This window comes from Paracoccus beibuensis (assembly GCF_026162625.1).
In the GTDB taxonomy this organism is placed as follows: Bacteria; Pseudomonadota; Alphaproteobacteria; order Rhodobacterales; family Rhodobacteraceae; genus Paracoccus; species Paracoccus beibuensis.
In genome coordinates this window covers 99,796-112,571 of the sequence record NZ_JAOTBD010000009.1, presented here as the reverse complement: position 1 = coordinate 112,571, position 12,776 = coordinate 99,796, and the positions used below count along the sequence as shown (strand labels likewise).

Genomic DNA, 12,776 nt, shown 5'->3' with positions numbered 1-12,776 from the left:
GCCTGAAGGTGGACTTCCCTGGGGATCCGACCATGCGCATCAGCCATGAAGCCATCTATCAGGCGCTATACATTCAAGGGCGTGGGGCACTGAGGCGAGAACTCTCAGCCTGTCTCCGCTCCCATCCTCGCGCGCCTGGCCGCGTCAAGACCACGCCGACGCCCGACCTGAAGAAGCAGTGGCGCGACCTGTTCGACAGCGAGCCGCCGCCGTTCAACCGGCGCTATCTCGAAAGCCGCATCGCCTAAGAGTCCGTTCATTCAACCGGGCATTTGGCTCGTGTTGAGGCGGCCGAGTGGGCTGACAAGACGAGAGCTGGCCTGACGGCAACGGCTCGCGCCGCGGCACCCGTGCGAAGACTTGGAGCGCCCACGGCGGCTACACCATGACCATGAGCGAGTTCGATTTCAGTGCCTTCTGACGAACGCCACTGACATCGAAATGCTCAGTTGCAGGCTCTGAAAAATCCCTGTATTGCAGTTGCTTACAAGAAATTCACCAAATCGGAGCAGTCATGAGGTCCGGAGAATATCGGCCCTGAGAGACCGCTTTCGGGCCTCCTGGCGCAGGGGCCGGTGCTCAGCCCCACCCGCATAACCCTCGAAAATAACGAGAAAATCCGGCAGCAGCCGGATCGGGAGAACGCTTTCGCGGGGGCAAGTGGCGGAGGGGATGGGACCGGGGTCGAACCTTCTCCACCCAAGCCATTGTTTATATTGGCATAGAATTCTCAGGTCCTGGCATTCTAGCCGGCCGCGGAACTAGCTGCCGCCACAAATGGTCAGGCTACCGTTTCCATGATCACTCGTGCCGCTTCTTCGGGTCGATCCCATTGGGGGAAGTGGCCGCAGTTCTCGAACCAGTGCAGCCGGGCTGAAGGAAAGGCCGCCGCCGCCCGCGCGGCCTGACGCGGCAGGAGAAGCCGGTCGCGACGCCCCCATCCGATCGTCATCCGGCCTGGCGGCGAGGCTGTTCCTTCCTGCAACGGCCCTTGCACCAGTTCGCGCAGCATCGCGTCGAAGATCGGCGTCGAGGCGATGCTCTGCAACTCGGCCCGGACGAGCGACGGGTCGAGCCGCGCCGGTTGCGCCGAAAGCTGCGCCAGCAGCATCATCCGGGACAGGGCATGGCGCGACAGCGTCGGGATCAGAGGTCGCAGCGTCCGGACCAGCCGCGCTGACCCTGCGAGCGTGAGGTGGACATAGCGGGTCTCCCAGCCGCGCCAGAACCCGCCGGGGTCGAGTGCGACGCAATGCCCGCCGATGCCGCGGCGCGACAGCTCGAGAACGATCCTGCCGCCGACGGAACTGCCGACCATGTCCGCGCCGTGCAGACCTTCCCGTTCGATGAACGTTTGGAGCGCATCGACGAAGGCGGCAAAAGCCTGCCTTCCCTCGAATGCCGGCGATGCTCCGTGCCCGGGCAAATCGGGAATGACGAGCAGCCGCGACTTGCCGAGCGCCGAAACCAGCGGATCCCAGGACCGGATGCTACCACCCAGCCCGTGAACCATCAGCAGCGGCCGACCGGCGCCATGTCTTTCCGCGTTCAACATCGTGCAGGTCAACGCGGCACACTTGCCTGCGGTTTCGGGCACAGGCATCCGGAGCGGCTCGACCGGCTTGGAGTCGGCACGATCAGCGCGCCGGATCAGTTGAGGCTGCGGCGGTCTTCAGCGAAGCGAGGACGGCGAACTGTCTGGCGTTCGCGGCCCAGCTCCGGGAACGCGTGGACGAAGTGGAGAGGGCCGTGGCGGCGATGGCATCGCGGAATACTTTATCCTGCCACCAGATCAGTTTGTGGCCGAGAAATCCGCACCCGTTGTGGCCTCTGGAACAAAAAGGTTCCTGGGCCGATGAGGTGCCGAAGCGACATCGCCTGGATGAGATCGGGAGCACCGGATGACATCGCAAACCGCCAGGATCGACGGCATCACCATTCGGTGGGAGGAGCATGGCGAGGGTGCTCCGGTCGTTCTCGTGCACGGCATTCCGACCTCGCCCGCGCTCTGGCGCCGTCATCCCGCGCCTCGAGGGCTGTCGCTGCCTCGCTTGGGAGATGGTCGGTTACGGCGCCTCTATTCCCGCAGGACGGGACCGCGATATCTCGGTCGGCGCGCAGGCCGGTTACCTCGCTCGCTGGATGGAGCATCTCGGGCTGGAGCCCGCGATCCTCGCCGGCCACGATGTCGGCGGCGGGGTGATCCAGATCGCCGCCGTCCGCAATCGCGAACTCTGCCGCGGGCTCTTTTTCACCAATGCCATCTGCTATGATTCTTGGCCGATCCCGAGTGTCAACCCGACGGCCGCCACGGGCGCAGTCGTGCGGCACATGCCGACCGCGCCCTTCCGCGAGTTCCTACGGATGTTCTATCGCCGTGGCCATGTTTCGGCGGAGCAGGCTGAGGAAGCCTTCAAGGCGCATGTGCCCCACTACGAGGCCCACGATGGCGCCGCCGCGCTCGTGCGTCAGGTCCAGTCCCTCGACAATGCCGACACCCGTGCAGTCGCGGACGACCTGCCCCGGCTCCGCCTTCCCGCGCGGATCGCCTGGGGCGAGGCCGACCAGTTCCAGAAGATCGAGTACGGAGAACGCCTCGCCCGCGACCTCGGCGCGCCGCTTCGCCGGATCGAGGAGGGTAAGCATTTCACGCCGGAGGACTTCCCGGAGGTCATAGCCGAGGTGATCAACGCGCTCGTCCTTGATCGGCGCCAGCGGATCGCGGCCGTAGCCCAGCAGCTCCGAGCTCAGCAGCGGCTGCTCCGCGCCGAGCGAAGTGCTGGCGAAGGGCATGCGGGTGGACCCGTACGGCGATAGACGAAGCGCAGGCGCAGGCCGCGTCGGCGCTCCCATTCGCCGGGCGTGATCCGGCCGCCACGCAGGGACTTGCCCGCCGCTGGCAGCGGGATCGCCAGCCAGAATCCGTCTTTCGAGCGGATCAGAGGGCCGGTGTCGTGCGCGCCCACGATGACCGGGCCCTTCGACCAGACGAGCGCCGCGGCGTGCAGGCTCTCGCCCGACCTCGGGAAGTTCTGGCTCCGGATCGAATTGGCGAGCCGAGTGCCCAGCCCCGCGCCAGTGATCTGCAACCGCCAGGCCGTCTTCAGCCCGGTCCCAGCCTCGCGCATGGCGGCCGTCACGGCGCGTTCATCCCGGCGAGCACGACACGATCATCGACGGCGAAATGTGGGATCGCGTCCACGCCATCCTGCAGGAAAGCCCGCGCAAGCGCGCCGCGCGCACCCGCGCCGAGACGCCTGCGCTGCTGAAGGGGCTGCTTTTCGGTCCCGATGGTGCCGCCTTCTCGCCGACGCATACCCGCAAGGGCGACAGGCTCTACCGCTACTATGTCAGCCAGACGGTGCTGAAGCATGGCGCGGGGGCGTGTTCGGTCGGCCGTCTTCCGGCGGGCGAGATTGAAGCCGCCGTCATCAATCAGCTCCGCGCCGTGTTCCGCCAGCCCGAGATCGTGGCGGGGACGTGGAAGTCAGCGCGCGTCCTCGCCGACAACATCACCGAATCCGACGCCCGTGGCGCCCTGCAGCAGCTGGACCCGCTGTGGGACGAACTATTCCCTGCCGAGCAGACGCGCATCGTAGCGCTGCTTGTCGAGCGTGTCGACATAGGCACGGACGGGCTCAACGTCCGGCTTCGCGTCGACGGCCTCGGCGGCCTCGCACACGAGATGCTGGCCGGCGGGGTTGGAGAAGCGGCGTGACGCGCCGGGCCGCGACCGCCGATACGATAACGGTGCACGTCCCGTTCCGCGTCGTGAAGCGCGGCGGGCGGAAGGAGATGGAGGTGCCCACTGACATTCGCGCTCGCAGTCATTGCGACGACGCTTTGATCAAGGCGCTGGCTCGGGCGTTTCGGTGGAAGAAGGTGCTAGAGTCGGGTGAGTTCGGTACCATCGCGGAGTTGGCCCGAAGCGAACGGATGGCCGCGCCTTTCTTGACAAGGACCATGCGGCTCACGCAACTTGTCCCCGACTTGGTGGAGGGCATCCTTGACGGCAGTCAGCCGCCAAGCCTCAAGCTGGAGGCGCTGCGCGGGACATTGCCAAGGGCCTGGTCCGAGCAACGCGCCGTCCTGAACACTGCCCTAGATTGAAGATGCGTGCGGTACGCCGCCGGCTTGAGGCTTGCATCATCCTAGGGCCGCAGCTTAGTCTCGCGCCGCAAACGGCGGTAATGTCAGCTCAAAATCGGGCGTCCGGCAATCCAGTCGCCGTCCGATAGTTGAGAGCGACAATGGAAGCGGGCGAGCGCACGATCAGTCAGATTCTGACCGAACAGATTAGATACGAAATACCCGCGTATCAGCGGCCGTATTCTTGGGAAAAGGGTAACGTTGAACAACTTCTCGACGATGTCTGGGAAGCATATGTGGCTAACGACGAGGAGTACTTCATCGGGTCGCTCATCACCATCGAACGCGAAAAGGGTCGCCTGTATGATGTCGTGGACGGGCAGCAGCGGCTGACGACGCTCAACCTGATCTTCTCACGCCTGCGCGATGCCGTCGATGAACCGGCGAAATCTGAACTGGGTCGGCGTGTGTTGCCACGCAATGCGCTTACTGGTGAGGAGGAGACGCCACGACTGACCCTACGCCAGCGCGATCAGAACTTCTTCCGACGTCACGTGCTGTCGGGGGAAGTGGTCCCCGAGGCGCTGCGCAAGGAGGTCGCGAAGGAGCAGGATGCCCCAAAGCAGCGCATCATCGAGAACCTGGAGGCCATCGACAGCTTTATGGCTCAGCATGACCAGAAGACGCTGAAGCTGTTCGCGAACTATCTGCTTAGCAGGGTCTATGTAGTGTTCGTCACTACTGCGTCCTGGCAGTCGGCTTACCGGTTGTTCAATGTTCTGAATGCCCGCGGCATGGCGCTGTCAAATGCCGACCTGATCAAGAGCATGCTGTTTGCGCGTCTCGGCGGCAACGCAGCCCGAAGCAGTGATCTGGACGAAGCATGGCTCGAACTGGAGGAGCAGATTGGCATCGAGCGTCTTGATCAGTTCATGGCGCATCATCGCAGCTCGATTGTAGCAACTAAAGCGCGCAAGGCGCTGCACGAAGAGTTCGAGCCCCTTATTGAGACTGCGGCGACGCCGTTCACTTTTCTCGACGAGGTGAACACTTCCGCTCGCAATTATCTGCGCGTTCTCAGGAACGAGTTCGAGGCGCCCGCAGCTCGTCGCGCGGTCAGATCGCTCAAGCGGGTAGCGTTCGAGGAGTGGATTCCGCCGTTGCTTGCCTTCCTGAACAGGCCTGTAGCGGACATGCCCGAGGGCAAATTCATCGATCTACTCGAGCGGATCACCTATCAGAACTGGATCCGGCGCCTCGCGTTCACTGCTCGTTTGACAGCATACTTTCAGCTCATCACCGCGATCCGCGCCGGGAAAAACGCGGACGACATCCGCGCGATCTTCCGCGCCAATGCCAACGACGATGAATTCCGTTCTCTGCTCGACGGCGAGGTCTATGGACGGCCTTTTGCGCAGGCCGTCCTGCTGCGCCTTGAAGAGGCCGATCAGGACGAGTCGGTCACCAAGGACTTCGGCGGAAAGATCACCATCGAGCATGTTCTGCCTCAGGCGCTCAAGGACGCCTACTGGCGTGAGCGTTTCACCGATGACGACCACCGCCTCTGGCTGCACCGCCTTGGCAATCTTGCGCTGCTTACTGGCATCAAGAATTACAAGGCGCAGTACTTCCCATTCGACCGCAAGAAGAAGATCTACGCCGAGCGAAACAACCGGGTTTCCTTCGATACCACAAAGCCGATCCTCTTGGCTGATCATTGGACGAAGGACCTGCTGACCGCGCGGCAGGCTGATCTGGTCGAGAGGGCGCGGCGGATTTGGTCGGTCAATGTATAATAGTCCGTCGCTTCGGGGCACTCTCGGCACTGGATGCCGACCCGATCCCTGCTTCCGGTCTTCGACAGTATTTTCCAACGGGGCGGGAGAGCGGCCATGAGCATGAATGAAGCCGACACGCGGTATCACCTCATCGACCTAGTTCTCCGAGCAAAAGGCTATGTCAGCCGGGACCAGGTTACGCTCGAAACCGTTCTGACGCCGCCGCCGGTGGAGCCCACAGGGCCAAAGGGGCGCAGGCGGAAAGGTCCGGGGCGCACGGACTATCTCCTGTGCGTCCAGATCGTGGATATGCCAAAGTCGATGCCCATCGCTGTGCTCGAGGCAAAGAAGGAGGGGGACGATCCGCTCAAGGGCATGCAGCAAGCCAAGGCGTATGCCGACTGCGAACGATACGAGGTCAAGTACGTCTTCTCGACCAATGGCCACCGCTACGGGGAGTACGACTGCTTCACAAGCCTGCAGGGTGGGCCTTTCCAGTTTCCCGATTTCCCCACGCACCCAGACCTGACGACACGGTATGCCAAGGACAGTGGGATAGACCTCCACGCCCCTGACGCAGCCATGCTGTTCCAGGCGGACAGCCCGGCATGGGCGCACAGCCGCTACTATCAGGATGCGGCGATCCGCGCCGCCTTCGAGAAGATCATTCTGGACCGCCAGGCTGGCACGGCACCCCGGGTGTTGCTGACGCTCGCCACAGGCGCAGGCAAGACGATCATCGCCACGAACGTGCTCTGGCGGCTGTCGCAGGCCGGCCAGCTGCCCAAACCGGCGCTCTTCCTGTGTGACCGGGATGAACTTCGCGAGCAGGCCTACAACAAGTTCAAGGCCGCCTTCGGTGACAACGCCCGCATCGTGAAGTCGGAGCGGGGCGGCAACGCCGCGCAGAACGCACGAATCCATATCGCCACCTACCAGACGCTCGGTCTGGACGACGACGACGGGTTCGCCAGCTTCCTGTCCGAGCACTATGGTGAGGACGCGTTCAGCGTCATCATCATCGACGAGTGCCACCGCTCTGCCTGGGGCCGGTGGTCCGAGGTGCTTCGCCGCAACCCGAACGCTATCCACATCGGCCTGACCGCGACGCCGCGAAAGCTCGAGGAATCGAAGCAGGCCAGCGCCGAGGACCAGGAGATCACTGCCAACAACAGAAAGTACTTCGGCGAACCGGTCTACGAGTACACCCTGATCGAGGCGCAGGAGGACGGCTATCTTGCGGCCTGCGAGATCGTGAAGCGCAAGGCCAGCATCGACAACATGGTCTTCACCCGAGAGGAAATCCTCAACGCGGGTGTCCGAGACATCAAGACGGGCTTGCCGCTGACCGAGGACGACCTGCCCAAGGCGCAGTACACCGGCAAGGACTTCGACGACGAGCTGTTCGTCGAATTGCGCACGCCGAAGATGTGCGAGGACCTGTTCCAGCTCCTTTGCGCGAATGGCGGGCCGGAGCAGAAGGTCATCATCTTCTGCACGCGAGAGATCCATGCCGACCGGGTCGCGCAACACATGAACAACCTCTACGTCCGCTGGTGCCGCGAGAACGGTCAGACGCCGAAGGACCACTACGCTTTCAAATGCATGGGCGGGGCGAACAACGGTGCCGACATGATCGAGCCGATGCGCGGGTCCGGCGAACGCGCCTTCATCGCCTGCACGGTCGATCTGCTGGAGGCCGGCGTGGACATCGAACGGCTGAATGCAGTTGTCTTCTTTCGCTACCTCCAGTCGCCGATCAAGTTCTACCAGATGGTCGGCCGGGGCACACGCATCCACGAAGAGACGGCCAAGTACAAGTTCTGGCTCTACGACTACACTGGCGTCACCAATCTCTTCGGCACCGAATTCATAACCAAGCCCCCGCGCCCGCGAGGCGATGGCGGCACGGGGGGCGGTGGCGAGGGCGGCGATGACGAGGAAGGAGGCGACGGCCCGTCCGTCGCCGAAATCGGCGGAAAGCAGGTCGTCATCAACCCGCAGGGTCGCTTCATCCTCGTCAGCCGCGAGGGCCGCGACACCCCAATCCCTGTGGACGAGTACCGGCGCGAGGTAATGGCGCGCGTGCTCGCAGAGGCGCATACGCTGGACGAGTTCCGCGAGCTCTGGATCGAGACGAGCAAGCGTCGTGACCTGATCGACCATCTGCTCGGCGACAACTTCAGCCCCGAGGTCATCCGCGAAATCGACAAGATGAGCGACTTCGACCTCTACGATTTCTTTGGCCACCACGGCTATCACGCGCGCGCTCTGAAGCGACCAGAGCGTGGGAATCAGTATATCGACTTGAACAAAAAGTGTTTTGACGGCATGGACCCGAAAGCTGCCGTCGTGCTGAAGGAACTGGCCCCCCAGTTTGCGCAAGGCGGCACCGACGCGCTGGAGACACCGGCGCTGTGGGATGTACCGGAAATCCGGATGGCAGGAGGGCTGGCCGCGCTCCGTGGGCTCGGAAGTCCTGCTGATGTTGTGCGCGAGGCAAAGGGAAGGCTCTTTGGAGCAAGATGACTGAACACACCCCTGCGTTTATGCCGATATCTGTAGACCCGAATCTTTTGTCGGCTCCTGACGGCTGGAAGTGGGTACGATTGAATGAGGTTGCCAGGCTCGAAAGCGGTCACACTCCAAGTCGCTTGCGGCCTGAGTGGTGGGGTGGTGACGTATCTTGGCTTTCTCTGACCGGGATTCGTGCTTTTGACGGGAAGTGGGTCAGCAGCACCGAAATTAAAACGAACCATGCGGGTATTGCGAATTCTGCTGCAAGAATTCTTCCAGTAGGTACTGTTTGCTTATCCAGAACTGCATCCGTTGGCTTTGTCGCGATCATGGGAAATCCCATGGCCACCAGCCAAGATTTCGCTAACTGAGTCTGTGGCGAGACTCTCGATCCCGATTTCTTGATGTATTCGCTCATTCTGTCTCGCGACTACTTGCGTGAGCTTTCGTCCGGGCTACTCACAAGACGATTTATATGCCCACCCTTGAGGCATTTCATATTTGCCTGCCGGGTCTGGAAGTCCAGAAGGCGATAGTGAAACGACTGAAAGCGGCGCTTTCGGAAGCTCATCAGGCGGCGGCGGCCGCTAGATCGCAGAGTGAAGATGTCTCCGCCCTTGCCAGCGCAATCGTCCTTGAGAGCATCCAGAAAAATTCAGCGCATGAGCGACGTTTGGGCGATGTGTTGGACGAGGTAAAGCGTGGTGTCGGCGCAGACTGGGCGTGCCATCCTGTCCTCGGCGCCACCCGCGACGGTCTAGCTCCGGCCAAGGAACCACCTGGCAAGCAAGCGCCGAAATACAAGCCGGCAACGCCCGGTACCGTCTTCTACAATCCGATGCGCATTCTGATCGGCTCCATCGCCTTTGTCGACGATGACGACGATCCCGGCATCACCAGCCCGGATTATGTGGTGCTCCAGGGGAAGCCCGGCATTGTGGACAGCCGCTGGTTCTACTACTGGCTGCGTTCGCCTCTTGGTGCGCATTGTATCCTTTCGCTTGCTCGCGGCGCCGTGCGAGAGCGCATGCTGTTCAATCGCCTCGCCGAAGGTGAGATCGCGCTGCCGAGCTATGCGGAGCAGAAACGCGCATCCGCCGCGCTCAAGGAGCTCAAGCCGCTGAAACGCGCGCTGGAGTCCCGCCTTTCCGAGATCAACCGCCTGCCGCAGAAGATCCTCGCGGCAGCCTTCGAGATGTGACCATGGCACGCCCCAAAGAAAAGAAACCCAAGGCCATTTCCTCGACGCAGTCGCTCGGCGCCTTCGTCAAGGGCATCTGCGATGTGATGCGCCGCTCCAACTGCGCCAGTGCGCTTCAGTATGTGCCGGAGCTTACGTGGATCCTGTTCCTGCGCCTTCTCGACGCCCAGGAGGCGCGCGATCAGGAAGAAGCCGATGCCGTCGGCGTCGGGTTCTCGCACGCCCTGCGCGCGCCCTATCGCTGGCAGGACTGGGCGGCGCCATACTCCGGGAAGCCGGGCCATCCGAAGACGCCCGAGGGGAAGCCGTTCGGCTGGAAGCGCCAGGAACTGTTCGCTGCTGGTGACGGCAAGCTCTTCGACTTTATCAACAAGGAGCTGCTGCCCGCGCTGCACGGATTGGACACCGATCTGCGGACAGGTCTGCCCAACCCCGCCGCATCGCCGAAACAGCGCATCATCGGCCGGATCATGACGGCGGTCGAGCGGGTGCGTGTGGATTCTGAGACGAACCTGCGCGACATCCTCGACCGCGTGGACGAGATCAGCGTCGACAACATCGACGACACCCACTTCTTCACTCTGTCACAGGTGTAAGAAGACCTGCTGCTCAAGATGGGGGAAAAGAACTCGGATGGCGGCCAGTTCTTTACCCCGCGCGAGGTGATCCGGGCGATGGTCCACACCGTCGATCCGCAACTCGGGAAGACCGTCTATGATCCCTGTTGCGGGACGGGCGGCTTCCTGGCGATTGCATACGAGCATATCGCGCGGAAGCTGGGCCGGTCCCCCCTGAGCACCGGTCTCGAGGCCTTGAAGCACGACACGTTCTTCGGCCGCGAAAAGGAGAACCTCGTCATCCCGATCGCGCTGGCCAACCTCGTCCTGCACGGGATCGACCAGCCCAATCTCTGGCATGGCAACTCCCTCACACGCCGGGCAACCTATGGCGCGCTGTTCGACAAGGCGCCGAAGCAGTTCGATGTCATCCTGACCAACCCGCCGTTCGGCGGAAAGGAAGGCAAGGACGCGCAGAAGAACTTCGCCTTCGAGACCAGCTCGACGCAGGTGCTCTTCGTCCAGGACATCCTTGCCGAGCTTGCCCCGAAGGGCACCTGCGCCATCGTTCTCGACGAAGGCATGCTGTTCAGGACCAACGAAAGCTCCTTCGTCGAGACGAAGCGCAAGCTGGTCGATGAATGCGACCTTTGGGCAATTGTGAGCCTGCCGGGAGGGGTCTTCTCGACCGCTGGCGCAGGCTTGAAGACCAACTTGCTGTTCTTCACCAAAGGCAAGAAGACCGAGCGGATCTGGTACTACGACCTGAGCCACGTGAAGGTCGGCAAGAAGACTCCGCTCACGCTGGCGCATTTCGGTTTCGACAAGGACGGAAAGCTGCTTGCGGACAGCGCGCTGCCCGCCAATCTGACAGCCGATTGGCTGGAGCAGGAAGTGAACACTGGAAAGTCGTTCCCGTCCTACGCCCGGCTGCTGCCGCTCCGCGGCAAGGCGGAGGCTGACAGTCGGTACTCCTGGACGGTCGACTTCGCCGCGCGCCGCGCGGAAGCACGCGAAGAGATGCAGCCCATTCTGGAGCAGGCAGGTGAAACCAAGGCCGAGGTGATCGACTTCAAGGAGAAGCTCAAGCGCCTGAAGAAGCTGAAGACTTCAGATGCCGAGGTGGCTGCGCTGATCGGAGAAATCAACGAAAAGGAGAAGGCGGCGCGAGAACTGGAGGCTCAGGCAGCTGCCATTGACGCTGCTGTCTTCGACCTCAAGGCGGTCAATCCAAGCACTGTTACGAAGTTCGATGACCGGTCGCCAGCTGAGATCATTCAGATCATCCACGATCAGGGCCGCATCGTGGCGGAAGCGCTCGCTCGACTCGCGGCCTTGGTCGGTGAGGACGAAGCTAGCGTGCCGAGTGCGAGAGCCGCGCTGCGGTGACACCGCCCCAAGTTGGAGGGGGTGTGTTCGATACGTGTTCCATTCTCTTCCCGCATGGGTTCTCAAACCTGCGCGGACAATACCGGAGCATTGCTGGGATGTTATCAATGGTTTGCGCGGATTAACCGGAACGGGGGCGGTTAACAGGTCCGGAGAATACCGGCCCGGAGAGAACGCGCGCGCGCCCGTTGTCGTCGGGGCCGGTTAACAGCCCCGCCCGCATAACCCTCGTAAACAACGAGAAAATCCGGCCGCAGCCGGATCGGGAGAACGCTTTCGCGGGGGCAAGTGGCGGAGAGGGTGGGACACTACGCCATTTCGCCGTCGCAACCGATAAGTCACTGAAACTGCTTTCGTTATCGTGGCTTCCCGTTGTCCAAAGCACTAGTTGTCATTGATGGACAACACAGTAGGCTAAGAGCAAGTGACCAGCAAGACAGCAGTCCGTCCGCCGACACTGTGTGACGCGGGGTCGGGCGCGTCATTTTGCGCAGCATTTCGGTTATGCTTTCGGTAAGCGTTTGCGAATTCGCTCAAGCTCCTGAGCAACATCGTGTAGGCCCTTCGATACCCACCCGAAGCGAAAGCCGTCATTCGCATCAAAGCTATACGCAATGGCTTCACGCACCGGCGAACCAGGGCGGTCTGCCCACCCAAGTTCGGCGTTGAAAACCGTGTCATGCACAAGCTCGCTTTTGACACCTCGAATGCTAAGGGCCTGTCCGGGCGGAAGTAGCGACACGGCGAATGTCGTTTCTGATCCCTCGTTGCCGGGCCTGTCATCATACTTGGCAGGGAGTGCGGGAGTGATCCGCAGACTGATATCAAATGCTGTCGCATTCCCGGTGTTCCTCAGCGTAAGGTTGAGCGCAAGCGGATTTGCGGCACTGGACTCAAGCCAGCAAACGACGAACGGTTGCGCAGTCATCTTCGCTAGCGTGGTAGTCTCGACGGCCAGAACGCGTGTAACTCGCCAGAGCGCGATAGTTGCCACTGCGGTAACAACGGCTGCAAGCACTTGGGCCAGCACCAGAGAGTTAGCGGCAGCCCATGCGCCAGTTGCGGCAAGAGCGTCTAGCACGGTTTCTTTGTCCAATCCCAAGCCCCTCGGTCGAAGTTTCATCGCGACTATGTGAGGCGCGTTGTGGGGCGGCAAGTCCCTTGGGCGGAGGCGTCGCAGCCATCACGGCACACATGCCCTGCTCGGCCCCTGAGAAGCCGCCACAGGACGCTTCAGGACAACGC

9 protein-coding genes and 4 pseudogenes are annotated in these 12,776 nt (G+C 62.2%); 10 read left to right on the top strand and 3 right to left on the bottom strand.

Annotated elements, in window-relative coordinates:
• Nucleotides 1-149, top strand: a pseudogene (locus OC159_RS08675) (IS30 family transposase); the annotation flags it as partial.
• Between the two features lie 632 nt (nt 150-781).
• Here OC159_RS08675 and OC159_RS08670 read toward each other — a convergent pair.
• Nucleotides 782-1,597, bottom strand: coding sequence for an alpha/beta fold hydrolase (locus OC159_RS08670; protein WP_265500748.1), 816 nt, complete (start codon nt 1,595-1,597; stop codon nt 782-784).
• Nucleotides 1,598-1,953: 356 nt separating this feature from the next.
• On the opposite strand from OC159_RS08670, the pseudogene OC159_RS08665 reads away from it, so the two are divergent.
• A pseudogene (locus OC159_RS08665) lies at nt 1,954-2,622 on the top strand (alpha/beta fold hydrolase); the annotation flags it as partial.
• 176 nt (nt 2,623-2,798) lie between these two features.
• Here OC159_RS08665 and OC159_RS08660 read toward each other — a convergent pair.
• Nucleotides 2,799-3,149 (bottom strand): annotated as a pseudogene (locus OC159_RS08660) (DUF6441 family protein); the annotation flags it as partial.
• On the opposite strand from OC159_RS08660, the pseudogene OC159_RS08655 reads away from it, so the two are divergent.
• The 8 genes and pseudogenes from OC159_RS08655 to OC159_RS08620 form a co-directional block, all read left to right on the top strand.
• Nucleotides 3,149-3,718, top strand: a pseudogene (locus tag OC159_RS08655) (zinc ribbon domain-containing protein); the annotation flags it as partial. The pseudogenes OC159_RS08660 and OC159_RS08655 sit on opposite strands and share 1 nt — an antisense overlap.
• Complete coding sequence (locus OC159_RS08650) at nt 3,715-4,110, top strand: hypothetical protein (RefSeq protein WP_265500747.1); 396 nt, start codon at nt 3,715-3,717, stop codon at nt 4,108-4,110. The pseudogene OC159_RS08655 and the gene OC159_RS08650, both read left to right, overlap by 4 nt.
• 140 nt (nt 4,111-4,250) lie before the next feature.
• Nucleotides 4,251-5,885: a DUF262 domain-containing protein gene (locus tag OC159_RS08645; protein WP_265500746.1), complete on the top strand. Its 1,635-nt coding sequence runs from the start codon at nt 4,251-4,253 to the stop codon at nt 5,883-5,885.
• 102 nt (nt 5,886-5,987) lie between these two features.
• The gene (locus OC159_RS08640) at nt 5,988-8,396 is read left to right on the top strand and encodes a DEAD/DEAH box helicase family protein (RefSeq protein ID WP_265500745.1); all 2,409 of its coding nucleotides are present in this window, start codon (nt 5,988-5,990) and stop codon (nt 8,394-8,396) included.
• A complete protein-coding gene (locus OC159_RS20130) occupies nt 8,393-8,755 on the top strand; it encodes a restriction endonuclease subunit S (protein WP_407674078.1) in 363 nt (120 codons plus the stop codon). The genes OC159_RS08640 and OC159_RS20130 overlap by 4 nt, the downstream gene beginning before the upstream one ends.
• Before the next feature lie 104 nt (nt 8,756-8,859).
• Nucleotides 8,860-9,585, top strand: a complete 726-nt coding sequence (locus OC159_RS08630; RefSeq protein WP_265500743.1) for a restriction endonuclease subunit S domain-containing protein — start codon at nt 8,860-8,862, stop codon at nt 9,583-9,585.
• Between the two features lie 2 nt (nt 9,586-9,587).
• Nucleotides 9,588-10,181, top strand: a complete 594-nt coding sequence (locus OC159_RS08625; protein WP_265500753.1) for a type I restriction-modification system subunit M N-terminal domain-containing protein — start codon at nt 9,588-9,590, stop codon at nt 10,179-10,181.
• 18 nt (nt 10,182-10,199) lie between these two features.
• Nucleotides 10,200-11,531, top strand: coding sequence for an HsdM family class I SAM-dependent methyltransferase (locus OC159_RS08620; protein WP_265500742.1), 1,332 nt, complete (start codon nt 10,200-10,202; stop codon nt 11,529-11,531).
• 502 nt (nt 11,532-12,033) lie between these two features.
• On the opposite strand, the gene OC159_RS08615 is transcribed toward OC159_RS08620, so the two are convergent.
• Nucleotides 12,034-12,627 (bottom strand): hypothetical protein, encoded by a 594-nt coding sequence (locus OC159_RS08615; RefSeq protein WP_265500741.1) that lies wholly within the window; start codon nt 12,625-12,627, stop codon nt 12,034-12,036.
• Nucleotides 12,628-12,776 lie beyond the last annotated feature (149 nt).

Excerpts from the sequence above, each read along its gene's own strand:
- OC159_RS08620 (WP_265500742.1), top strand. The coding sequence starts at position 10,200 with ATGGGGGAAAAGAACTCGGATGGCGGCCAGTTCTTTACCCCGCGCGAG.
- OC159_RS08640 (WP_265500745.1), top strand. The coding sequence starts at position 5,988 with ATGAATGAAGCCGACACGCGGTATCACCTCATCGACCTAGTTCTCCGA.
- OC159_RS08645 (WP_265500746.1), top strand. The coding sequence starts at position 4,251 with ATGGAAGCGGGCGAGCGCACGATCAGTCAGATTCTGACCGAACAGATT.
- OC159_RS08630 (WP_265500743.1), top strand. The coding sequence starts at position 8,860 with ATGCCCACCCTTGAGGCATTTCATATTTGCCTGCCGGGTCTGGAAGTC.
- OC159_RS08625 (WP_265500753.1), top strand. The coding sequence starts at position 9,588 with ATGGCACGCCCCAAAGAAAAGAAACCCAAGGCCATTTCCTCGACGCAG.
- OC159_RS20130 (WP_407674078.1), top strand. The coding sequence starts at position 8,393 with ATGACTGAACACACCCCTGCGTTTATGCCGATATCTGTAGACCCGAAT.